This window comes from Streptomyces griseoflavus (assembly GCF_014649995.1).
Classification (GTDB): Bacteria; Actinomycetota; Actinomycetes; order Streptomycetales; family Streptomycetaceae; genus Streptomyces; species Streptomyces griseoflavus.
The window spans coordinates 381522-404693 of the sequence record NZ_BMUC01000001.1; the positions used below are offsets into that span (position 1 = coordinate 381522).

General features: G+C 70.3%; 20 protein-coding genes and 2 tRNA genes. 19 read left to right on the plus strand and 3 right to left on the minus strand.

Features of this window, described 5'->3' with window-relative positions:
- Positions 1-82 precede the first annotated feature (82 nt).
- From IE172_RS01690 to IE172_RS01710, 5 genes are all read left to right on the plus strand, one after another.
- Complete coding sequence (locus IE172_RS01690; protein WP_190095230.1) at positions 83-403, plus strand: SpdD-like protein; 321 nt, start codon at positions 83-85, stop codon at positions 401-403.
- A gap of 92 nt (positions 404-495) precedes the next feature.
- Positions 496-675 (plus strand): hypothetical protein, encoded by a 180-nt coding sequence (locus IE172_RS01695; protein ID WP_031017541.1) that lies wholly within the window; start codon positions 496-498, stop codon positions 673-675.
- Positions 676-679: 4 nt separating this feature from the next.
- Positions 680-2074, plus strand: a complete 1395-nt coding sequence (gene repSA, locus IE172_RS01700) for a replication initiator protein RepSA (protein ID WP_229885745.1) — start codon at positions 680-682, stop codon at positions 2072-2074.
- Positions 2067-2279: an excisionase family DNA-binding protein gene (locus IE172_RS01705; RefSeq protein WP_190095231.1), complete on the plus strand. Its 213-nt coding sequence runs from the start codon at positions 2067-2069 to the stop codon at positions 2277-2279. The genes repSA and IE172_RS01705 overlap by 8 nt, the downstream gene beginning before the upstream one ends.
- Positions 2279-3427: a tyrosine-type recombinase/integrase gene (locus IE172_RS01710; RefSeq protein ID WP_190095232.1), complete on the plus strand. Its 1149-nt coding sequence runs from the start codon at positions 2279-2281 to the stop codon at positions 3425-3427. Before IE172_RS01705 ends, IE172_RS01710 begins: the two co-directional genes overlap by 1 nt.
- Positions 3428-3493: 66 nt before the next feature.
- Here IE172_RS01710 and IE172_RS01715 read toward each other — a convergent pair.
- Positions 3494-3567: transfer RNA gene (locus tag IE172_RS01715), tRNA-Gly, on the minus strand.
- A gap of 165 nt (positions 3568-3732) precedes the next feature.
- Here IE172_RS01715 and IE172_RS01720 point away from each other — a divergent pair.
- The 5 genes from IE172_RS01720 to clpX all read left to right on the plus strand — a co-directional run bounded on the left by IE172_RS01720 (position 3733) and on the right by clpX (position 8645).
- Positions 3733-3809 (plus strand) — tRNA-Pro (locus tag IE172_RS01720).
- A gap of 165 nt (positions 3810-3974) precedes the next feature.
- Positions 3975-5375: a trigger factor gene (gene tig, locus IE172_RS01725; RefSeq protein WP_190095233.1), complete on the plus strand. Its 1401-nt coding sequence runs from the start codon at positions 3975-3977 to the stop codon at positions 5373-5375.
- A gap of 399 nt (positions 5376-5774) precedes the next feature.
- Entirely contained in the window at positions 5775-6380 is a 606-nt protein-coding gene (locus IE172_RS01730; protein ID WP_024887530.1) for an ATP-dependent Clp protease proteolytic subunit, read from the plus strand.
- 115 nt (positions 6381-6495) lie between these two features.
- Entirely contained in the window at positions 6496-7176 is a 681-nt protein-coding gene (locus IE172_RS01735; protein WP_306432768.1) for an ATP-dependent Clp protease proteolytic subunit, read from the plus strand.
- Positions 7177-7358: 182 nt separating this feature from the next.
- Positions 7359-8645 (plus strand): ATP-dependent Clp protease ATP-binding subunit ClpX, encoded by a 1287-nt coding sequence (gene clpX, locus IE172_RS01740; RefSeq protein WP_190095234.1) that lies wholly within the window; start codon positions 7359-7361, stop codon positions 8643-8645.
- 76 nt (positions 8646-8721) lie between these two features.
- Here clpX and IE172_RS01745 read toward each other — a convergent pair whose 3' ends face one another.
- Both IE172_RS01745 and IE172_RS01750 read right to left on the minus strand, forming a co-directional pair.
- On the minus strand, positions 8722-9597 hold the full coding sequence (locus IE172_RS01745; RefSeq protein ID WP_190095235.1) for a hypothetical protein: 876 nt from the start codon (positions 9595-9597) through the stop codon (positions 8722-8724).
- A 37-nt stretch (positions 9598-9634) separates the two neighbouring features.
- Complete coding sequence (locus tag IE172_RS01750) at positions 9635-10591, minus strand: hypothetical protein (protein ID WP_190095236.1); 957 nt, start codon at positions 10589-10591, stop codon at positions 9635-9637.
- Between the two features lie 137 nt (positions 10592-10728).
- Here IE172_RS01750 and IE172_RS01755 point away from each other — a divergent pair, with 137 nt between their 5' ends.
- The 9 genes from IE172_RS01755 (at position 10729) to rodA (ending at position 23075) form a co-directional block, all read left to right on the plus strand.
- On the plus strand, positions 10729-13353 hold the full coding sequence (locus tag IE172_RS01755) for a valine--tRNA ligase (protein ID WP_190095237.1): 2625 nt from the start codon (positions 10729-10731) through the stop codon (positions 13351-13353).
- 599 nt (positions 13354-13952) lie between these two features.
- The gene (folC, locus tag IE172_RS01760; RefSeq protein ID WP_190095238.1) at positions 13953-15452 is read left to right on the plus strand and encodes a bifunctional tetrahydrofolate synthase/dihydrofolate synthase; all 1500 of its coding nucleotides are present in this window, start codon (positions 13953-13955) and stop codon (positions 15450-15452) included.
- A gap of 6 nt (positions 15453-15458) precedes the next feature.
- A complete protein-coding gene (locus IE172_RS01765) occupies positions 15459-15809 on the plus strand; it encodes a DUF4233 domain-containing protein (RefSeq protein ID WP_190095239.1) in 351 nt (116 codons plus the stop codon).
- A 65-nt stretch (positions 15810-15874) separates the two neighbouring features.
- A complete protein-coding gene (ndk, locus tag IE172_RS01770; protein WP_190095240.1) occupies positions 15875-16288 on the plus strand; it encodes a nucleoside-diphosphate kinase in 414 nt (137 codons plus the stop codon).
- Positions 16289-16618: 330 nt separating this feature from the next.
- The gene (locus IE172_RS01775) at positions 16619-17638 is read left to right on the plus strand and encodes a rod shape-determining protein (protein WP_190095241.1); all 1020 of its coding nucleotides are present in this window, start codon (positions 16619-16621) and stop codon (positions 17636-17638) included.
- 175 nt (positions 17639-17813) lie between these two features.
- Positions 17814-18755 carry a rod shape-determining protein MreC gene (gene mreC, locus IE172_RS01780; RefSeq protein WP_190095242.1) on the plus strand — a complete coding sequence of 314 codons (942 nt, stop codon included), beginning with the start codon at positions 17814-17816 and terminating at the stop codon, positions 18753-18755.
- A gap of 13 nt (positions 18756-18768) precedes the next feature.
- Positions 18769-19440, plus strand: coding sequence for a rod shape-determining protein MreD (mreD, locus tag IE172_RS01785; protein WP_190095243.1), 672 nt, complete (start codon positions 18769-18771; stop codon positions 19438-19440).
- A gap of 126 nt (positions 19441-19566) precedes the next feature.
- Positions 19567-21876: a penicillin-binding protein 2 gene (gene mrdA, locus IE172_RS01790; protein WP_190095244.1), complete on the plus strand. Its 2310-nt coding sequence runs from the start codon at positions 19567-19569 to the stop codon at positions 21874-21876.
- Positions 21873-23075, plus strand: coding sequence for a rod shape-determining protein RodA (rodA, locus tag IE172_RS01795; RefSeq protein ID WP_190095245.1), 1203 nt, complete (start codon positions 21873-21875; stop codon positions 23073-23075). The genes mrdA and rodA overlap by 4 nt, the downstream gene beginning before the upstream one ends.
- Positions 23076-23172 lie beyond the last annotated feature (97 nt).

The following is a 23172-nucleotide window of genomic DNA, read 5'->3' on the forward strand; positions in this document are numbered from 1 at the left end:
GCTGCTGCTCGGCGGCTACCTCCTCGCCGACAGCCTCCTGTCCCCGGTCATCGACACCGCCGTCAAGTAAGGAGACCTGCTCATGTTCCGGCCCAAGCTCCCGACCATGCCCCAGCCCACCGGCACGGCCACACCTCCCACCGTGGTGGAGCCGACCGCCATCACCCCGGGCACTCCGGTCCCGCCGCCCGCCCCGGCCCCGGTCGCGGCCTCCGCCCGGCCCACGGTCCAGCTCACCCCCGGCACCGCGCTCGCCCTCGTCGGCGGCGGCACCGCCGTCGTCCTGGTCGTCGGCGCCGTCCTGGTCTCCATGCTCCTGGCCGTCGCCATCACCGCGGCCTCGGTCGCCGTCTGCGCCGTCGTCCTGCGCTCGCTGCTGGCCTCCGACGGCAAGCGCCGCTGAGCGGCCCCGGAGCGGCCTCTACCGCCAAGTTTCGTCCGCTCCGGGCGCCTTCCCACCTTCCCGACCCAACGGACCCGAAAGGCAGGCCCATCATGGCCCAGCACACCCCTACAGCGCGCATCTGCCGCGCCTGTGACGGCTTCGCCGCCGTTGCCATCACCACCGGCACCCGCCTCCCGGACGGCTCCCGCGCGACCCTTCGCGTCACCTGCCCGACCTGCAAGGGCACCGGCCGCAGCGTCCCCACCGCCCTCGTCCGGGCCGGGAGGTGACCGAGTGACCGACACCGCCACCCTGGCGGGCCTGGACCCGACCACCCTCGGCGATTTGCTGCGGGTGGCCGGGTCCCCCGGCTTCGACCGCTGGCAAGACCAGATCCGCCGCACCGGCGGTTGCGCCGACCCCATCCACCTGACCGGCTGGACGCTCCACAAGGACAAGACCACCGGCGCGACCCTGCATCACTACTCGACCGAGGGGGAGCCTGGCGGACGGCTCCGCGTCGCCTGCGGCAACCGCCGTGCCTCCCGCTGTCCGTCCTGCGCCTGGACGTACGCGGGCGACACCTACCACCTCATCCGCGCGGGCCTGGCCGGTGACGACCGCCGCGACATTCCCGCCACCGTGCGGGATCACCCCCGGGTCTTCGCCACTCTCACCGCACCCTCGTTCGGCCCGGTGCACAACCGCCCCGATCACGGCGTCTGCCGCTGCGGCACTCGCCACGCTACGGACGCCCCCGAGCTGGGCACTGCCCTCGACCCGGCCACGTACGACTACGCGGGCGCCGTGCTGTTCAACAACCATGCCGGGCAGCTCTGGCAGCGCTTCACCAACCGGCTCCGCCGCGAGATCGCCGCTCGTGCCGGCATCACCCAGCGGGAGCTCCGCGACTGCGCCCGGCTGTCCTATGGCAAGGTCGCCGAGTTTCAGAAGCGCGGTGCCGTGCACTTTCACGCCGTCGTACGCCTCGACGGCCCCGACGGGCCGAACACCCCGCCGCCATCCTGGGCCACCGTCGACATGCTCGCCGACGCGATCCGCGCAGCTGCGGCGCACTCCTACACCTCGGTCTCCGTCCCGGCTGCTGACGGCCAACCGGCGCGCACCTTCCGCTGGGGTACCCAGCTCGACGTCCGGCCGGTCAAGGCGTTCGGGGACGGCTCCGACATCACCGAGCAGGCGGTCGCCTCCTACGTCGCCAAGTACGCCACCAAAGCCGCCGAGAACACGGGCACCCTGGACCGTCGCATCGGAGAGCTCTCCGAGCTCGACCGCCACCAGGTCCCCGACCACACCCGCCGCCTGATCGAAGCCTGCAAGAGGCTCGACCCGCTCTACCCGGACCGGCGGCTGTGGGCCTGGGCTCACATGCTCGGCTTCCGCGGCCACTTCTCCTCGAAGTCCCGCCGCTACTCGACCACCCTCGGCGAACTCCGCCAGGCCCGCGCCGACTACCGGGCCGCCCAGGAGCACGCCGCCCTCGGCCTAGAGGACGCCGAGCCGGACACCGTCCTGGTCCTCGCCGACTGGCAGTACGCCGGACATGGCCACACCCCCGGTGAATCCGTCCTCGCCGCCACCATCGCCCGCGACCTCCAACTCAACCGCGAAACCGCCCGTGAAGAACTCGCAGCCCTGCGCCAGGAAGGGGAGCAGAACCATGAATGAGCGATACCTCAGCGTCGTTCAGGTCGCCGAACTCCTCGGGACGACCGTGCGCTTCCCTCGGCGCCTGATCGAGGAGCGCCGCATCACGTACGTGAAGGTCGGGCGTCACGTGCGCATCCCCGAGAGCGCCGTACGGGAGTTCATCGAGGCGCACACGGTGCAGCCGCGCCGACGTGGGGGAGCCCTTCGGGGGGTGGCTGCCTGATGGCAGGGAAGCGCCGCCAGTTCGGGCGGGTTCGCAAGCTCCCGTCCGGCCGCTATCAGGCCCGTTACATCGGCCCTGACGGGCAACTGCGCCCGGCCCCGGAGACCTTCCGCACGAAGAGGGACGCGGACGCCTGGCTCGCAGACAAGCAGACCGAGATGCGCCGGGGGGACTGGCACGACCCGGACGCCGGAAGGGTGCCGTTCGAGTCGTACGCCGATGCGTGGATCAAGGAACGGGAGGTGACCACGCGGACGCGGCAGCTCTACGCCTCGCTGCTCCGGCATCACCTGGCACCCACGTTCGGGTCCGTCAACGTCGCCGACATCTCGCCCCCGCTGGTGCGACGCTGGCGTGCGGACAAGCTCGCTGCCGGGACGGGGCCCACGACCGTTGCCAAGGCGTACGCCCTGCTTCGCGCCATCCTGGGCACGGCTGTCGCTGACCAGATGATCCGGCGCAATCCGTGCACGATCAAAGGTGCGAGCGTGGTGCACACACCTGAGCGACCGACCGCGACCGTGCAGGAGGTCTACGACCTGGCCGACGCCATCCAGCCGCGCTATCGGGCGCTCGTGCTGATGGCTGGCTTCCTCGGCCTGCGCTGGGGCGAGCTGATCGGTCTGCACCGTCGGGATGTCGACCTCGACCACGGTGCCGTGCGCGTTCGCCGGGCCGTCGCCGAGCTCAACAACGGACAGCGTGAGATCAAGGCACCCAAGAGTGCGGCCGGCAAGCGCACGGTCTCGATCCCGTCCGCGATCCTCCCCGAGATCCGCGAGCATCTGAACAACTACGCCGAACCGGGCGCAGATGGACGGGTGTTCGTGGGTGCGAAGGGTGCGACTCCGCGACGGAACCACTTCAACCGCCTGTGGCGTAGGGCGTGCGCCGACATCGGAGTCAAGGCCCTGCACTTCCATGATCTTCGGCACACCGGCAACACGCTCGCCGCGTCGACCGGTGCCAGCACCCGGGAGCTGATGGCGCGCATGGGCCACAGCACCGCCCGGGCCGCGCTGATCTACCAACACGCCAGCGCCGAGCGTGACCGGCTGATCGCCGACGCCGTGTCCGGGCTCGTCGACAGGGGCAGGAAGGTCAAGGATCGGAAGCCCAAGGGGCACGCCGGGGACACGGCCGACTGATCTGGACCCCGGAAAGCGGTCAGGGCCAGGCGGAGGAAACATCCTCTGACCTGGCCCTGAGCCATCTGGAGCGGGCGACGGGAATCGAACCCGCGTAGCCAGTTTGGAAGACTGGGGCTCTACCATTGAGCTACGCCCGCACAGGCCGCGCCGCGCGTCGGAACGCCGCGGCACTGACAGGCATCGTAGCGGGTCGTACGCCCTCGCCGCACACCCCGTTTCCGTCACCGCCGCGCGAGCGCACCGCGCCCGGGAATGCGGAGGCCGTTCCGCCCGGGTGCATGTACCCTTCGTGTCGCACCAGACGGGGTGTGGCGCAGCTTGGTAGCGCGTCCGCTTTGGGAGCGGAAGGCCGTGGGTTCAAATCCCGCCACCCCGACCAGCCACCTGCCCATCCGCCAGTGATCGCCTTTTGGGTGCCGTAGCCGCTGCCGTTACTATGCAAACTGCGCGCCCTGTGTGTCTCTGAAGTCCTCCGGGCGGCGAATCGGCCGGACCGTTCTGGTCCCGGCAGAACCCGAGAAGTCAGCCACAAGGAGACCGAACCGTGAAGAGCGCCGTGGAGACCCTGAACCCGACCCGGGTTCGGCTCACTGTCGAGGTGCCCTTCGAGGAGCTCAAGGACAGCCTCGACGCGGCGTACAAGAAGATCAACCAGCAGGTCACGGTGAAGGGCTTCCGCAAGGGCAAGGTCCCGGCCCGGGTCATCGACCAGCGCTTCGGCCGCGGTGCGGTGCTGGAGGAGGCCGTCAACGACGCCCTCCCGAAGTTCTACACCGACGCGGTCAACGAGGCCGAGCTGAACCCGCTCGGCCAGCCCGAGGTCGACATCACGGAGCTGAAGGACGGCGAGACGCTGAACTTCACCGCCGAGGTCGACATCCGCCCCGCCATCGAGATCCCGGACTACTCCGGCATCGAGGTCGAGGTCGACGCCGTCGAGGTCAGCGACGAGGACGTCGACAAGGCCGTCGAGGAGCTGCGTGAGCGCTTCGCCTCCACCTCCCCGGTGGAGCGCGCCGCCGAGGACGGCGACGTCGTCACCATCGACCTGCAGGCCAAGGTCGACGGCGAGGTCCTCGAGGACGGCGTCGCGGACGGTGTCTCGTACACCATCGGCTCCGGCGAGCTGCTGGACGGCATCGACGACGCCGTGAAGGGCGTGGAGGCCGGTGGCGAGGCCACCTTCACCTCCGAGCTCAAGGGCGGCTCGGCGGCCGGCAAGGAGGCCGAGGTCACCGTCAAGGTCACCCAGGTCGCCGCGCGCGAGCTGCCCGAGCTGGACGACGACTTCGCCCAGCTCGCCTCCGAGTTCGACACCCTCGAGGAGCTCAGGGCGGACAGCCGCAAGCGCCTGGAGAACATGAAGCAGTACGACCAGGCCACGCAGGCGCAGGAGCGCGTCCTGGAGAAGCTGCTCGAGCTGGTCGAGGTCCCGGTCCCCGAGAAGCTGCTCGAGGACGAGATCAACACCCGCAAGCACAACCTCGAGCACCACCAGCTCGGCCAGATGGGCCTCGACCTCGCGAAGTACCTGGAGATCCAGGGCAAGACCGAGGAGGAGTTCGACGCCGAGACCCGTGAGGCCGCGGTCAAGGGCATCAAGACCCAGTTCGTCCTCGACGAGCTCGTCAAGCAGGAGAAGCTGAACGTCAACCAGGAGGAGCTCACCGAGCACCTCATGCGGCGCGCCGCCTCCTCCGGCATGTCCCCCGACCAGTTCGCCCAGGCCGTCGTCGAGCAGGGCCAGGTCCCGCTCCTCGTCGGTGAGGTCGCCCGCGGCAAGGCCCTGGCCGCCGTGGTCGAGAAGGCCACCGTCAAGGACACCAACGGCGAGATCGTCGACCTCGAGGACGAGGAAGAGGACGAGACCACCGAGGCCCCCGAGGCCGCGGACGCCGCCGAGGCCAAGGCCGAGGACAAGGCCGACGAGAAGACCGAGGGCTGATCCCCGCGTCATCTCCGACGTGATCACCGGGCCCCGGAGTGCACAGCACTCCGGGGCCCGGTCGTCCGGCACCCCCAGGGCCCCTGCCGCCCGGCGCGGGCCCGCCACCCGGGGCGCGGGGAGCCGCGCTACCGGCCCCGGACGGCCCGCCCCCGCCCGCGCTCCCGCGAGCCCGCGGCGGGAGGGCGTCCGGCGCCCCCTGCGCGGTCCAGCGCGGAGTACGCCTCTCTACGCCCCCGGCGAACACCCCGCTTACCGGGATTCCCCGGCGCAGCCCCCGCGTTAGGGTCCATGAATACGAGGGCAGGGGAGTCACCGAATACGGCTCCAGCCCCGCAGGGAAACGTGAGACGGCCCGGCGCCGTCGTAAGACGAGCAGGTGGATACGTGACGAATCTGATGCCCTCAGCCGCCGGCGAGCCTTCCATCGGTGGTGGCCTCGGCGACCAGGTCTACAACCGGCTGCTCGGCGAGCGGATCATCTTCCTCGGCCAGCCGGTCGACGACGACATTGCCAACAAGATCACCGCACAGCTGCTGCTCCTTGCCTCCGACCCGGACAAGGACATCTACCTGTACATCAACAGCCCCGGCGGTTCCATCACGGCCGGCATGGCGATCTACGACACCATGCAGTACATCAAGAACGACGTGGTGACGATCGCGATGGGTCTGGCCGCCTCCATGGGCCAGTTCCTGCTGAGCGCGGGCACCCCCGGCAAGCGCTTCGCGCTGCCCAACGCCGAGATCCTGATCCACCAGCCGTCCGCCGGTCTGGCCGGCTCGGCCTCGGACATCAAGATCCACGCCGAGCGCCTGCTGCACACCAAGAAGCGCATGGCCGAGCTGACGTCCCAGCACACCGGTCAGACGGTCGAGCAGATCACCCGCGACTCCGACCGCGACCGCTGGTTCGACGCCTTCGAGGCCAAGGAGTACGGCCTCATCGACGACGTGATCGCCACGGCCGCCGGTATGCCGGGCGGCGGCGGCACCGGGGCCTGAGCGGCCGTACGGGGCCCCGCGGCCCCGTCGACGCCCCCACCGGGCCCCGCCCAGGGCCCGGTGCGCAGCCCCAGCAGCCCCAGCCGACCGCCTCAGCCCCCTTCCAGGAGACACCGTGAACGACTTCCCCGGCAGCGGCCTGTACGACCGTACGCGCGCCGAGTACACCGGCCCCGCGGCCGAGTCCCGCTACGTCATCCCGCGCTTCGTCGAGCGCACCTCCCAGGGCATCCGCGAGTACGACCCGTACGCGAAGCTCTTCGAGGAGCGCGTGATCTTCCTCGGCGTGCAGATCGACGACGCCTCCGCCAACGACGTCATGGCGCAGCTGCTGTGCCTGGAGTCGATGGACCCCGACCGTGACATCTCGGTCTACATCAACAGCCCCGGCGGTTCCTTCACCGCTCTGACGGCGATCTACGACACGATGCAGTACGTGAAGCCGGACATCCAGACGGTCTGCATGGGCCAGGCGGCCTCCGCCGCCGCCGTGCTGCTGGCCGCCGGCACGCCCGGCAAGCGCATGGCCCTGCCGAACGCGCGCGTGCTGATCCACCAGCCGTACAGCGAGACGGGCCGCGGCCAGGTCTCCGACCTGGAGATCGCCGCCAACGAGATCCTCCGGATGCGTTCGCAGCTGGAGGAGATGCTGGCCAAGCACTCCACCCGGCCGCTGGACAAGATCCGCGAGGACATCGAGCGCGACAAGATCCTCACGGCCGAGGACGCGTTGGAGTACGGACTGATCGACCAGATCATCACCACCCGGAAGATGGACAACTCCAGCCTGCGCTGACGCGAGGCGGGGGTGTAACGTCTGCCGCCCCTTGGCACGGTTTGGCACGGTCCACGTCAAAGTGAACCGTGCCAAGGGGGGCCCGAACGGGGGCCCAGGCAAGGTACCGTCGACATAAGGCAGCACCAGGAGCCGCCGGACACGGACGTCCGGTCGTCTCCCAGGCGAAGGGGAAGCACACCGTGGCACGCATCGGTGACGGCGGCGATCTGCTCAAGTGCTCGTTCTGCGGCAAGAGCCAGAAGCAGGTCAAGAAGCTCATCGCAGGGCCCGGTGTGTACATCTGCGACGAGTGCATCGATCTCTGCAACGAGATCATCGAGGAAGAGCTCGCGGAGACCAGCGAGGTCCGCTGGGAGGAACTTCCCAAGCCGCGCGAGATCTACGAGTTCCTCGAGGGCTACGTGGTCGGGCAGGAGGCGGCCAAGAAGGCCCTCTCCGTCGCCGTGTACAACCACTACAAGCGCGTCCAGGCCGGCGAGAACGGCGGCGGGCAGGGCCGCGAGGACGCCATCGAGCTGGCGAAGTCCAACATCCTCCTGCTGGGCCCCACCGGCTCCGGCAAGACCCTCCTCGCCCAGACCCTGGCCCGCATGCTGAACGTGCCGTTCGCGATCGCCGACGCCACGGCGCTCACCGAGGCGGGGTACGTCGGCGAGGACGTCGAGAACATCCTGCTGAAGCTGATCCAGGCGGCCGACTACGACGTCAAGAAGGCCGAGACCGGGATCATCTACATCGACGAGATCGACAAGGTCGCCCGCAAGAGCGAGAACCCGTCGATCACCCGCGACGTCAGCGGCGAGGGCGTGCAGCAGGCCCTGTTGAAGATCCTCGAGGGGACCACCGCGTCCGTCCCGCCGCAGGGCGGCCGCAAGCACCCGCACCAGGAGTTCATCCAGATCGACACGACGAACGTGCTGTTCATCGTGGGCGGTGCCTTCGCCGGACTGGAGAAGATCATCGAGGGCCGGGCCGGCGCCAAGGGCATCGGCTTCGGCGCGACGATCCGCTCCAAGCGGGAGATGGAGTCCAAGGACCAGTTCGAGGAGGTCATGCCGGAGGACCTGGTCAAGTTCGGCATGATCCCCGAGTTCATCGGCCGGCTCCCCGTCATCACCTCGGTCCACAACCTCGACCGCGAGGCCCTGCTCCAGATCCTCGTCGAGCCGCGCAACGCGCTGGTGAAGCAGTACCAGCGCCTCTTCGAACTCGACGGCGTGGAGCTGGACTTCGAGCGCGAGGCGCTGGAGGCCATCGCCGACCAGGCCATCCTCCGCCAGACCGGCGCCCGCGGCCTGCGCGCCATCATGGAGGAGGTCCTCCAGGGCGTGATGTACGAGGTCCCGTCCCGCAAGGACGTGGCCCGCGTCGTCATCACGGCCGACGTGGTCCTCTCCAACGTCAACCCGACCCTGATCCCGCGGGACGCCCGCGGCCGGGGCTCCGGCGAGCAGAAGACGGCGTAACCGCCCGGGCGTTCACAGCGACGCGGAAGGGGCCCCGGTCGACGACCGGGGCCCCTTCCGCGCGTTCGTCCCGCGATCAGGCCTCGACCCGCGCGGCGGTGCGCAGTTCGGCGGCGAACGCGGCGACGTCGCTCGTGGCGAGACCGCCGCTGCCGCCCTTCTGCGCCGCGGCCAGGTCCAGTCCGTTGACCACGCCGTAGGTGCTGTGGTCGGCCCACACGCACACCGGCATCTCGAGCTTGGTGGCGCCCTCGGTGATCACGGCCGTCTGGCACTTCATGACGGCACCGTCGAGACCGTCCGGCTCGACCGTCTCCGGGTCGCCCTTCCAGGTGACGGTCTCCTTCGCACCGGCGGTGTCGCCGGTGTCCTTGGAATTGTCGTGGGCGTTGACGAAGGCCTTGTCGATGGAGCCCTCCGGGTCGCTGATCTCCCCGTAGGCCCCGTTGAACGCCATCGCCCTGCCGAGTTCGGTGGACGTGCCGGTGGCGTAGGACGCCTTCACGACCTTGCCGCCCTCGATGCCGATCTTCTCCAGGTCGGCCTCGGACTTCGTCCCCGCCGGACCGCCGTCGCCCGAACCGGACGAGCCGCCGCCCTTCTTGTACTCGCCGACCGAGGCCGGCGGCACCAGCTTGTGCGGCCCGTCGTCCGCGATGTCCGCGCCGCCGCCCCCGCCGAACACGAAGTACGCGCCCACGCCGATCGCCGCGACGACCGCGACGGCGCCGACGACGATCGCGGCCTTCCTGCCACCGCCACCGCCGCCACCCGAGGCGGGCGGCTGGGACGGCGTGCCGTACGGGGCCTGGCCGTGGGGCGGCTGCTGTCCGTACGGGACCTGCTGCGGGTAGCCGTAGCCGGGCTGCGGTGCCTGCTGCGGCTGCCCGCCGTACGGCCCCGGCTGCTGCGGGGGCCGTCCCCCGTACGGGCCCGGCTGGTCGTGGCTCATCGTTCCCTTCCCCCTCCAGTCACTGAGGCCGCGGCGGTCAGGCCTTGGTGCGGACCTCGTCGCGCAGCTTGGTGGTGATGTCCGCCGCCGCGCTCTTGGTGATGTCCTTGGTGTTGTCACCGGGGGAGACCACCGCGATGGTGCTGTAGTCGCCCCACGCGCAGAACCAGTTGGTCGTCTCCTTCCGCGTGAGGTCGTTGGTGCCCTTGGCCGCCTGGCACTTCATCACCGCACCGTCGATGTCGACCGACTCCGGCTCACCGACCAGCTCGGACATCAGCTCGTTGTCCGAGCCCTTCTCGGTCTCCTTCTTCAGGGACGCGAAGATCTTGTCGACCGCGGCCTCCGGGTCGGTGACCTCGCCGTAGGCGCCGAAGAACGACACGCCCTTCGCGGCCAGCAGCTCGGACTGGTCGGGGAGCGAGGTCGGGTCCTGCGGGTCGTAGTTGCTGAAGTCGGCCGTCGAGTAGGCGGCGGCCACGGACGTGCCGTCCTTGATGCCGCCCTTGGCCAGGTCCTTCGCCATGTCGGAGCCCGAGTCCTCGCCGCCCTCGCCGACGCGCGTGTACTCGCTCAGCACCTTCTCCGGCGTCGCCAGCTTGTGCGCGCCGTCGTCCTCCAGGCCGGCCGCGCCGCCGCCCCCGCCGATCACGAAGTACGCGCCCACGCCGATCGCGGCGACGACCGCGACGGCGCCGACGATGATGGCGGCCTTCTTGCCGCCGCCGCCCGAGGCGGGCTGCTGGGGCGGCATGCCGTACGGGGCCTGGCCGTAGGGCGGCTGCTGGCCGTACGGGGGCTGCTGCGGCGGGACACCGGGCTGACCGGGCTGCTGCGGGTAGCCGTAACCGGGCGGGCCGGGCGGCGGAGCCTGCTGGGGGTAGCCGTAGCCGGGCTGCGGAGCCTGCGGCTGCTGGCCGTAAGGTCCCGGCTGGCCGTACGGCCCGGGCTGCTGGGGCTGCCCGCCGTACGGGCCCGGCTGGTTGTAGCTCATTACTGGGTTCCCCTCCAGATGCTTACGCGTTGCTGACATCCTGACTCAGGAGGGAAGCGTTCAGGCCAGTGGGGGTCGCACCGTTACAAACGAAACGCGTTTCGGGACAGGCTCGTGACGCCTCTAAACTGAGCCCCGTGACCGAGAACGCTCAGCAGCAGCCACCCGCGCCCACGACCGAACTGCCGACCCAGTACGCGCCGGCCGATGTAGAGGGGCCGCTGTACGAGCGCTGGGTAGAGCGCGGTTACTTCGAGGCGGACGAGAAGAGCGACAAGCCGCCCTTCACCGTCGTCATCCCGCCGCCGAACGTCACGGGCAGCCTGCACCTCGGGCACGCGTTCGAGCACACGCTGATCGACGCCCTCACCCGCCGCAAGCGCATGCAGGGCTTCGAGACGCTGTGGCAGCCCGGCATGGACCACGCCGGCATCGCCACGCAGAACGTCGTCGAGCGGGAGCTCGCCAAGGAGGGCAAGTCCCGCCACGACCTCGGCCGTGAGGCGTTCGTCGAGCGGGTCTGGCAGTGGAAGGGCGAGTCCGGCGGGCAGATCTCCGGCCAGATGCGCCGCCTCGGCGACGGCGTCGCCTGGTCGCGCGAGCGCTTCACCATGGACGAGGGCCTGTCGACGGCCGTCCAGACCATCTTCAAGCGGCTCTACGACGACGAGCTGATCTACCGCGCCGAGCGCATCATCAACTGGTGCCCGCGCTGTCTGACCGCGATCTCCGACATCGAGGTCGACTACCAGGAGGACGACGGCGAGCTCGTCTCCATGAAGTACGGCGACGGGGACGACACCATCGTCGTCGCCACGACCCGCGCGGAGACGATGCTCGGTGACACGGCCGTCGCCGTCCACCCCGAGGACGAGCGCTACCGGCACCTCGTCGGCAAGCTCATCAAACTGCCGCTGACCGACCGCTCCATCCCGGTCGTCGCCGACGAGCACGTCGACCCCGAGTTCGGCACGGGCGCCGTCAAGGTCACCCCGGCCCACGACCCGAACGACTTCGAGATCGGCCGGCGGCACGACCTGCCCGCCATCGCGGTCATGGACGAGCACGCCGTCATCACCGCGCACGGCCCCTTCCAGGGCCTGGACCGGCTCGAGGCCCGCTCCGCCATCGTCGCCGCCCTGCGCGCCGAGGGCCGGATCGTCGCCGAGAAGCGGCCCTACGTCCACTCCGTCGGCCACTGCTCGCGGTGCAAGACCACCATCGAGCCGCGGCTGTCCATGCAGTGGTGGGTCAAGGTCGGCCCGCTGGCGAAGGCGGCCGGTGACGCCGTCCGCGACGGCCGCGTCAAGATCCACCCGCAGGAGATGGAGAAGCGGTACTTCGACTGGGTCGACAACCTCCACGACTGGTGCATCTCGCGGCAGTTGTGGTGGGGCCACCGCATCCCCGTCTGGTACGGGCCCAACGGCGAGGTCGTCTGCGTCGGACCGGACGACGAGGCGCCGACCGGCGAGGGCTGGCACCAGGACACCGACGTCCTCGACACCTGGTTCTCCTCCGGCCTGTGGCCGTTCTCCACGCTCGGCTGGCCCGAGGAGACCGGTTCGCTCGCGAAGTTCTACCCGAACTCCGTCCTGGTCACCGGCTACGACATCCTCTTCTTCTGGGTCGCCCGGATGATGATGTTCGGCCTCTACGCGATGGACGGCACCCCGCCGTTCCACACCATCGCCCTGCACGGCATGGTCCGCGACCAGTTCGGCAAGAAGATGTCGAAGTCCTTCGGCAACGCGGTCAACCCGCTGGACTGGATGGACACCTACGGCAGCGACGCGCTCCGGTTCACGCTCGCCCGCGGCGCCAACCCGGGCGTCGACGTGCCGATCGGCGAGGACTGGGTCCAGGGTTCGCGCAACTTCGCCAACAAGATCTGGAACGCGACGCGTTTCGCGCTGATGAACGGTGCGACGGTCGAGGGCCCGCTGCCGGACGCCTCCCGGATGTCGCCGACCGACCGCTGGATCCTGTCCCGGCTGAACACGGTCGTCGCCGAAGTCGACGCCTACTACGACGACTTCCAGTTCGCCAAGCTGTCGGACGCGCTGTTCCACTTCGCGTGGGACGAGGTCTTCGACTGGTACGTCGAGCTGTCCAAGACGACGTTCCAGGCGGGCGGCGAGCCGGCCGAGGTCAGCAAGCGGGTCCTCGGTGAGGTCCTCGACGTCACGCTGCGGCTGCTGCACCCGGTGGTCCCGTTCGTCACGGAGACCCTGTGGACCACGCTGACCGGCGGCGAGTCGGTCGTCATCGCCGACTGGCCGTCCGACAGCGGGTTCCGTGACGCGGACGCCGAACGGGAGATCGAGACGCTCCAGTCGGTGATCACCGAGGTCCGCCGCTTCCGTGCCGACCAGGGGCTGCAGCCCGGCCAGCGCGTTCCGGCCCGGCTGACGCTCACCGGGACGGCGCTCGCCCCGCACGAGCCGGCCGTCCGGCAGCTGCTGCGCCTCCAGCCGGAGGGTGACTCCTTCACCGCCACGGCGACCCTGCCGGTGGCGGGTGTCGAGGTCGCGCTGGACCTGTCCGGTGTGATCGACGTGGCCGCGGAGCGGAAGCGGCTGGCCAAGGACCTCGCCGCCGCCGAGAAGGAGAAGTCCCAGGCGACGGCGAAGCTCGGCAACGAGGCGTTCCTGTCGAAGGCGCCGGACCACGTGGTCGACAAGATCCGCACCCGGCTGGCGAAGGCGGAGGAGGACATCACCCGCATCCAGTCCCAGCTGGACCGCCTCCCGGCGGCCTGACCCCCGCCCCACGCGTTCGCGGCCCGGTGGGGGCCACCCCTCCCGGTGGCTCCCGCCGTTGCGGGCAGTCGTGCCGCTTGGGCGGCACGGGTGGGCGCAACGGCACCCCGCAAGCGCGGGTAAGTGAAACAACCCACCGAAGGTCCCCCGAGCTGAACAGCTCCGGGGGCCTTCGGCTGCCCGGGGGTGGGCCGCGCCGCTCGGCGCTCACGAGGCACCGCCCGCGCCCACCCGTGCCGCCCAGCGGCACGACTGCCCGCGGCGTGGCGGGGGTGCTGACCCCGGCGTGGCGGGGGGTGTTGTTCGCGGCGTGGCGGGGGTGCTGACCCCGGCGTGGCGGGGGGTGTTGTTCGCGGCGTGGCGGGGGTGCTGCCCCCGGCGTGGTGGGGGTGTTGTTCGCGGCGTGGCGGGGGTGCTGCCCCCGGCGCGGCCGGGTTGCTGTCCGCGGCGCGGCCGGGGTGCTGCCCCCGGCGCGGCGGGGGTGCTGCCCCCGGCGCGGCCGGGTTGCTGTCCGCGGCGCGGCCGGGGTGCTGCCCCCGGCGGGCAGGCGGGCGGGACGGGGCCGGGGCTGTCAGGGGGAGGTACGTAGACTGGGGTCCGTGAGTGAGCTCCCCCCGAATGACAGCGACTCCTTCGAGGACATCGTCGCCGCCGAGACCGACCGCGACCCCGACCTCGCGGTGATCGAGGCCGGCAGCCGCACCCTGCGCACCCAGGGCGGCAGCCCCCAGGCCGACGTCCCCGCCCGCCCGGCCGACCCCGAGGTCGACAAGGCGCTGCGCGAGGTCGAGGCGGAGCTCGCCACCCGCTGGGGCGAGACCAAGCTGGAGCCGTCGGTCAGCCGTATCGCCGCCCTGATGGACGTCCTGGGCGAGCCGCAGCGCTCGTACCCCTCGATCCACATCACCGGCACCAACGGCAAGACCTCCACCGCCCGCATGATCGAGGCCCTGCTGGGCGCCTTCGAGCTGCGCACCGGCCGCTACACCTCCCCGCACGTCCAGTCGGTCACCGAGCGGATCAGCCTCGACGGGGCCCCGGTCACCGCCGAGCGGTTCATCGAGACGTACCAGGACGTCAAGCCGTACGTCGAGATGGTCGACGCCCGGCAGGAGTACCGGCTGTCGTTCTTCGAGGTGCTCACCGCGATGGCGTACGCGGCCTTCGCCGACGCGCCCGTGGACGTGGCGGTCGTCGAGGTCGGCATGGGCGGCAGCTGGGACGCGACGAACGTGATCGACGGGAGCGTCGCCGTGGTGACGCCCATCGACCTCGACCACACCGACCGGCTCGGCACCACGCCCGCGGAGATCGCCACCGAGAAGGCCGGCATCGTCAAGCGCGACGCGACAGTGATCATGGCGCAGCAGCCGGTGGACGCCGCGCAGGTGCTGCTGAAGAAGGCCGTCGAGGTGGACGCCACGGTGGCCCGGGAGGGTCTGGAGTTCGGGGTCGTCGCCCGGCAGGTCGCCGTCGGCGGCCAGCTGGTGACCCTGCGCGGACTCGGCGGTGAGTATCCCGAGGTGTACCTCCCGCTGCACGGCGCGCACCAGGCGCACAACGCGGCCGTGGCGCTCGCCGCCGTGGAGGCGTTCTTCGGCGTCGGCGCCCAGCACGCCCAGCCGCTCGACATCGACACGGTGCGCAAGGCGTTCGCCGCGGTCGCCTCCCCGGGCCGGCTGGAGGTCGTACGGCGGTCGCCGACCGTCGTGCTGGACGCCGCGCACAACCCGGCGGGCGCGCGGGCGGCGGCCGAGGCGGTGGGTGAGGCGTTCCAGTTCAGCCGGCTCATCGGCGTGGTGGGCGCGAGCGGCGACAAGAACGTGCGCGGGCTGCTGGAGGCGTTCGAGCCGGTCTTCGCCGAGGTCGTCGTCACGCAGAACTCCAGCCACCGCGCGATGGACGCCGACGAGCTCGCCGCGGTCGCCGTCGAGGTGTTCGGCGAGGACCGCGTCCAGGTCGAGCCGCGGCTGCCGGACGCGCTGGAGGCCGCGATCACCCTGGCCGAGGAGGAGGGCGAGTTCACGGGCGGCGGTGTGCTCGTCACCGGTTCCGTCATCACCGTCGGCGAGGCCCGACTGCTCCTGGGGAAGGGCTGAGTTCCCGTGCGTACGCTCTGTGCTTCGACGCTGATCGGCGAGTTCTTCATCATCGGTTTCGCCGGGCTGGTCGCGATGAAGGACGCGGACCTGTCCACCGGCACGGTGTGGACGGTCTGCGGCATCGCGATGTTCCTGTGCGTGGCCCTGTGCGGGATGATCACCCGGCCCGGCGGCGTGGCCCTCGGCTGGGCGCTGCAGATCGCGCTGATCGCCTCCGGTGTGTTCGTCCCGATGATGTTCTTCATGGGCGCGGTCTTCGCGCTGCTGTGGTGGACATCGGTGCACTTCGGGCGAAAGGTGGACGAAGCGAAGGCCCGTTTCGCCGCGCAGGCGGAGCAGCCTGACGCTGCGTGACAGAGGCCCCGACACGCCCGGTAATCTCGTGTTCCCGCACCACTTCACGCACAAGGAGCTCCGTCGTGACCCAGCGCACCCTCGTCCTCCTCAAGCCCGACGCCGTCCGTCGTGGCCTGACCGGCGAGATCATCAGCCGCATCGAGCGCAAGGCGGGCTGGCAGATCACCGCGCTGGAGCTGCGCACCCTGGACCAGGACACGCTGGAGCAGCACTACGGCGAGCACAAGGGCAAGCCGTTCTACGAGCCGCTGATGGAGTTCATGGCCTCCGGCCCGGCTGTGGCCCTGATCGTCGAGGGTGAGCGGGTGATCGAGGGAGTGCGCAAGCTGGCGGGCCCCACGGACCCGATCGCCGCCGAGCCCGGTTCGATCCGCGGCGACTTCGGCGTCATCGTCCGGGAGAACCTGATCCACGCCTCCGACTCCGAGGAGTCCGCCGAGCGCGAGGTGAAGATCTTCTTCCCCGGCCGCGCGTAACGTCGCACGGGCGGCCGTCGCGGATCCCGCGCATAACGATCACGTCGCGGCCGTGAGCACCACCTTTGCCGTTTGTCTGATGGTCTGGGGGCTTTGCCCCCGGACCATTTTCTGGCATATGCGCCCCGTTCGGGGGAACGGATGCCCCCGATGGCCCGTCTCCACAAGCAGGGCGACACGCCGTCTGATGACAATGGCGAAGACCCTCGCGCGGTGTTCGCGAAGGCGCGTCTACGATGGAAGCCTTCACGTCACCGCACCCACCTCGCCGACCTGAAAAGCCCTCAAAAGCTCGTCGGGAAGGCCAGTCGAATCCTGATGGGGAACTCAATGTCGTTCATCGGCCGTGACATGGCTGTCGACCTCGGGACCGCCAACACGCTGGTGTACGTCAGGGGTCGCGGGATCGTACTCAACGAGCCGTCCGTCGTCGCGATCAACACCAACACCGGTGGCATCCTCGCGGTCGGTGCCGAAGCGAAGAAGATGATCGGACGCACGCCGGGCAACATCGTCGCCGTGCGTCCGCTGAAGGACGGCGTCATCGCCGACTTCGAGATCACCGAGCGGATGCTCCGCTACTTCATCCTGAAGATCCACAAGCGGCGGTATCTGGCCCGGCCGCGGGTCGTCGTCTGTGTGCCCTCGGGCATCACCGGCGTCGAGCGCCGCGCCGTCATCGAGGCGTCGTCCCAGGCCGGCGCCCGCCAGGTGCACATCATCGAGGAGCCCATGGCCGCCGCCATCGGCTCCGGGCTGCCGGTCCACGAGGCCACCGGCAACATGGTGGTGGACATCGGCGGCGGCACCACGGAGGTCGCGGTCATCTCCCTCGGCGGCATCGTCACCGCCCAGTCCATCCGCGTCGCGGGCGACGAACTGGACAACGCGATCATCCAGCACATCAAGAAGGAGTACTCCCTCCTGCTGGGTGAGCGGTCGGCCGAACAGATCAAGATCACGATCGGTTCGGCGTACGACCTCGACACCGACGAGCACACCGAGATCCGCGGCCGGGACCTGGTCTCCGGCCTGCCCAAGACCGTCGTCATCTCCGCGGCCGAAGTGCGCAAGGCGATCGAGGAGCCCGTCAACTCCATCGTCGATGCGGTCAAGACCACCCTGGACAAGTGCCCGCCGGAGCTGTCCGGCGACATCATGGACCGGGGCATCGTCCTGACCGGCGGCGGCGCGCTGCTGCGCGGCCTCGACGAGCGGCTGCGCCGGGAGACGGGCATGCCGATCCACATCGCCGAGGACCCGCTGGACAGCGTGGCGCTCGGCTCCGGCAAGTGCGTCGAGGAGTTCGAGGCGCTCCAGCAGGTACTGGACGCCCAGCCCCGCAGATGACACGACGCCTCGATTCCGCCGTACGGGACGCTCACCCCTCGTACGGCGGATCGCTGGTATAGAGGCGTGAGCCGGCGCACGACGCCCCGGCGAAGCGCACCGAGCACACCCCCGGACACCTGAACAGCACGACATCGCACACCCGTTCTCGACGAGGAAGGCACGGCCGCCGCACGTGAGGGACACACGAGAGAGCCGGCTGCTCCTGGTGCTGCTGATCGCCATCGCGTTCGCACTGATCACGGTGGACATCCGCGGTGGGGAGGATTCTCCGGTCGACGGTGCCCGGCAGGCCGCGGCCACCGTCTTCGGCCCGATCGAGAACGGCGTGTCCAGCGCGGTCGACCCGATCGGCAACGCGGTCACCGCCGTCCGCGAGTCCGGTGACCGGCACGACCGGCTCGCCCGACTGGAGCAGGAGAACGCGGCCCTCAAGGCCGAACTCGGCAGCGACGACCGCGGCCGCAGCCGCCTCGCCCAGCTCGACAGACTGCTGAGCGTCTCCGGCAAGGGCCAGTACGGCATCAAGGGCGCCCAGGTCATCGCCATAGGAGCGGCCCAGGGCTTCTCCTGGACCATCACCATCGACGCCGGGGCCAACGACGGCATCCAGCGCGACATGACCGTCCTCAACGGCGACGGACTCGTCGGCCGCGTCACCACCGTCGGCCCGGACACCGCCACCGTGCTGCTGGCCAGCGACCCCGACTTCACCGTCGGCACCCGCATGGAGGGCTCCGACGAACTGGGCTTCGCCTCCGGCCAGGGCGACCGCCCGCTGCGCGTCGAACTGCTCAACGGCAAGGCCGAGATCAAGAAGGGCGACCGCCTGGTCACCTTCGGCTCGCAGGCCGACAAGCCGTTCGTGCCCGGCGTCCCCGTCGGCGTCGTCTCCCGCGTCGACCCCTCCGGCGGCGACCTCACCCGCACCCTCTACGTCACGCCGTACGTCAGCTTCAGCAAGCTCGACGTGGTCGGCGTCGTCGTCCAGGCCCCGAAGAAGGACCCGCGCGACACGGTGCTGCCCAAGAAGCCCGGGGCGACCCCCACACCGACCGTGACGGTGACCGTCACCCCCTCCGCCCCTGCCGACGGCCTGAACCAGCAAGAGCAGTAGGAGCTGTCACCCCATGCGCGTCAACCGGATCCTGCTCTCCAGCGCCCTGATCGTCGTCGCCCTGGTGGTCCAGGTGAGCGTCCTCGCCCGCCTCCACCTGCCGGGCGCCGTCCCCGACCTGCTGCTGCTCACCGTCCTCGGCCTCGCCCTGGTCTACGGCCACGTCGGCGGCGCCCTCGTCGGATTCGGCGCCGGCCTCCTCGCCGACCTCGCCCCGCCCGCCGACCACGCCGCCGGCCGCTACGCCCTCGTGCTGTGCGTCATCGGCTACCTCGCCGGACTCGTCAAGCCCGAGAGCGGCCAGGTCAGGTCCGCCACCGGCCCCATGGTCGTGGTCGTCGCCGCCGCGGTCGGCTCCACCCTGCTCTACGCCGGTGTCGGCGCCCTCGTCGGCGACACCGCCGCCCGCCATGTCGGCCTCGGCTCCCTGCTGTTCACCGCCGCCCTGTACGACCTGCTGCTCGCGCCGTTCGTCGTGCCCGGCGTCATGGCCCTGGCCCGGCGCGCCGAGAACGATCCGCTCGCCGACACCGGTTCCACCTCGTCCGGCGGCGACATCTCCTCCGGCTGGCTCTCCGGCGGCACCGGACTGCGCATCGGCGGCCAGCGCGGCGGACTGAAGGTCAAGGCGGCCCGGGCCCGGATGGTGCGCGCCGGACGCATCAAGGGGGTCAAGCGCCTGTGACCTCCCGGAACTTCACTCGAAACTTCACCCCGACGGGTGAACGGCGGGGGAACGCCGACCGGCGCACCGGCCGTTCATCCCTCGTACGCCCCCACGCCCACACGCTCTGAGAGAGGAGGAAACCGCGTGACCAACATCCCCGAGACCGGCCGCAACCTGCGGGTCCAGATCCGGCTCGTCGTCATCCAGGTCCTCGTCATCTCCCTCCTCGGCACCCTCGGCGGGCGCCTGTGGTACCTCCAGATCCGCGAGGGCGACCAGTACGCCAAGGAAGCCTCCGGCAACCACGTCCAGCAGGTCGTCCAGCCGGCCGTCCGCGGCTCCATCCTGGACGCGCGCGGAGTGGCCCTCGCGGACAACGAGACCCGGCTCGTCGTCTCCGCCTCCCGCACCGACCTGATGAAGATGAAGGACGACGGCAAGGCGGTCCTCACCAAACTCGCCGGCGTCCTCGGCATGAAGCCCGCGGACGTCGAGCAGAAGGTCCGGCTGTGCAACGCCGAGACCCCCCAGCCCTGCTGGAACGGCTCGCCGTACCAGCCCATCCCCATCACCGACGAGGCCACCCCCAAGCAGGCCCTGCAGATCCGCGAACGCGCCGAGGACTTCCCCGGCATCACCGCCGAACCGCAGGCCCTGCGCCGCTACACCAGCCCCGGCAAGGCCAACACCGCCCAGGTCCTCGGCTACCTCTCGCCCGTCACCGACGAGGAGATCCAGAAGGCGCAGGACTCCAGCTCGCCCTACCTGCGCTCCGACATGGTCGGCCGCTCCGGCCTCGAGCGCCAGTACGACAAGCAGCTGCGCGGCAAGGCCGGCGTCACCCGCTACGAGGTCGACAAGCTCGGCCGCGTCCTCGGCCAGGCCGAGGCCGACCCCGCCCAGCCCGGCGCCAACCTCGTCACCAGCATCGACTCCCGCGTCCAGCGCATCGCCGAGTACGAACTCAACGAGGCGATGAAGGAAGCCCGCAAGCAGCACGACCGCAACACCAACCGCAACTACGAGGCGGACTCCGGCGCCGTCGTCGTCATGGAGGCCAAGACCGGCCGCGTCGTCGCCATGGCCTCCAACCCCACCTACGACCCCAACGCCTGGGTCGGCGGCATCTCCGCCAAGGACTACGCCGCCCTCACCGGCAAGGACTCCAACTACCCGCTGCTCAACCGCGCCATCCAGGGCCAGTCGGCACCCGGCTCCATCTTCAAGGTCATCCCGACGGCCGCCGCCATCAACGCCGGATACTCCTTCGAAGGCCCCTACGAGTGCTCCAGCTCGTACTCCATCGGCGGCCAGGTCTTCAAGAACTTCGAGTCCCAGAGCTTCGGCGGCATCAGCCTCGGCCGCGCCCTGGAAGTCTCCTGCGACACCGTCTTCTACCGCCTCTCCCACGAGGAGTGGAAGCGCGACGGCGGCAACAAGCCGAAGAAGAACCCCAACGACTGGTTCTACAAGACCTCCCACCAGTTCGGCCTCGGCGAGGAAACCGGCATCGACCTGCCCAACGAGGTGACCGGCCGCGTCCCCGACCGCCAGTGGAAGAAGGACTACTGGACGGCCAACAAGGACTCCTGGTGCAAGTACGGCAAGAAGGACGGCAGCTACGCCGAGAAGATCGCCTACGAGAACTGCCTCGAAGGCAACCGGCTGCGCGCGGGTGACTCCGTCAACTACTCCATCGGCCAGGGCGACACCCTCGTCACCCCCATCCAGATGGCTAGCATCTACGCGGCCCTCGCCAACGGCGGCACCCTCTACCACCCCACCGTCGGCAAGGCCGTCATCAGCCCCGACGGCAAGACCGTCGAGGAGATCGAGCCCAAGGCGCACGGCAAGCTGCCGATGACGAAGAAGACCCTCGCCCAGATAGACGAAGCCCTCGAGGGAGTCGCCACCCGCGGTACGGCCGCGTGGCGATTCGGGGGCTGGCCACAGGACGAGATCCCGATGCACGCCAAGACCGGTACCGCGGAGGTCCACGGCAAGCAGACCACCTCCTGGTTCGCCACGTACACCAAGGACTACTCGATCGTCATGACGATCTCCCAGGGTGGTACCGGCTCCGGCGCCTCGGGCCCCGCCGTGCGCAACATCTACAACGCCCTCTACGGCGTCTCCGAGGACGGCGAGATCGACAAGAAGAGGGCGCTGCTCCCGACACCGCAGAAGAACCTCCCCACGGTCCGCACCGACGGCACCATCCAGTCGCCGAAGATCTCCAAGGACCCCGCCAAGGACCGGGCCACCCCCTCGCCCGGCGCCTCCACCCCGCAGGACGCCCCCGCCGATCCCCAGCAGACCGGCACGACGCCCTCACCGGAGAACACCAACCGCGACACCCGCCGCCGTGACCGGCGCCGGGGCGGCGCACCACGCCCCGCCGACGGCCGCACCCGCCGCCGCGCCCGGACCGGAACACGGAGGACGACGTCATGACCGGCGGCGTCAACAGCTTCCAGGTCTCCGGATACGGACCCGAGCGGGCCGGCTGGACCAGACTCCTCGCCCGCGACTCCCTCGCCCGCCGCATGGACTGGCCGATACTGCTCTCGGCGATCGCCCTGTCCCTGCTCGGCTCCCTCCTGGTCTACTCGGCCACCCGCAACCGCACCGAACTCAACCAGGGCGACCCCTACTACTTCCTGGTCCGGCACTGGCTCAACACCGGCATCGGCCTCGCCCTGATGGTCGGCGCCATCTGGCTCGGCCACCGCGCCCTGCGCACGGCCGTGCCCCTGCTGTACGGAGCCTCGGTCTTCCTGATCCTCCTGGTGCTCACCCCCCTGGGCTCCACGATCAACGGCGCCCACTCCTGGATCAAGCTCCCCGGCGGCTTCTCCCTCCAGCCCTCCGAATTCGTGAAGATCACGATCATCCTGGGCATGGCGATGCTCCTCGCCGCCAGGGTCGACGCCGGCGACAAGCCCTACCCCGACCACCGCACCGTCCTCCAGGCCCTCGGCCTGGCCGTCGTCCCCATGCTGATCGTGATGCTCATGCCCGACCTCGGCTCGGTCATGGTCATGGTCGTCATCGTGCTCGGCGTCCTGCTCGCCTCCGGCGCCTCCAACCGCTGGATCTTCGGCCTGATGAGCGCCGGAGCGATCGGCGCCGTCACGGTCTGGCAGATCGGCATCCTCGACGAGTACCAGATCAACCGCTTCGCCGCCTTCGCCAACCCCGAACTCGACCCCGCCGGCGTCGGCTACAACACCAACCAGGCCCGCATCGCCATCGGCTCCGGCGGACTGACCGGCTCCGGCCTCTTCCAGGGGTCCCAGACCACCGGCCAGTTCGTCCCCGAGCAGCAGACCGACTTCGTCTTCACCGTCGCCGGTGAGGAACTCGGCTTCGTCGGCGGCGCACTCATCATCGCCCTGCTCGGCATCATCCTCTGGCGCGCCTGCCGCATCGCCCGCGACACCACCGACCTGTACGGCACCGTCGTCGCCGCCGGCATCGTCGCCTGGTTCGGCTTCCAGACCTTCGAGAACATCGGCATGACCCTCGGCATCATGCCGGTCACCGGCCTGCCCCTGCCCTTCGTCTCCTACGGCGGCTCCTCCATGTTCGCCACATGGCTGGCGGTCGGCCTGCTGCAGTCGATCAAACTGCAACGGCCCATGTCCGCCTGACCCCCGACGGCCCCGCCGGGGCCCGCCCGGCCACCCGCCCCCGGCAGGCCCGCACGTCACCGGCGCGGAGCGGCCCACTCCCGCTCCGCGCCCACGG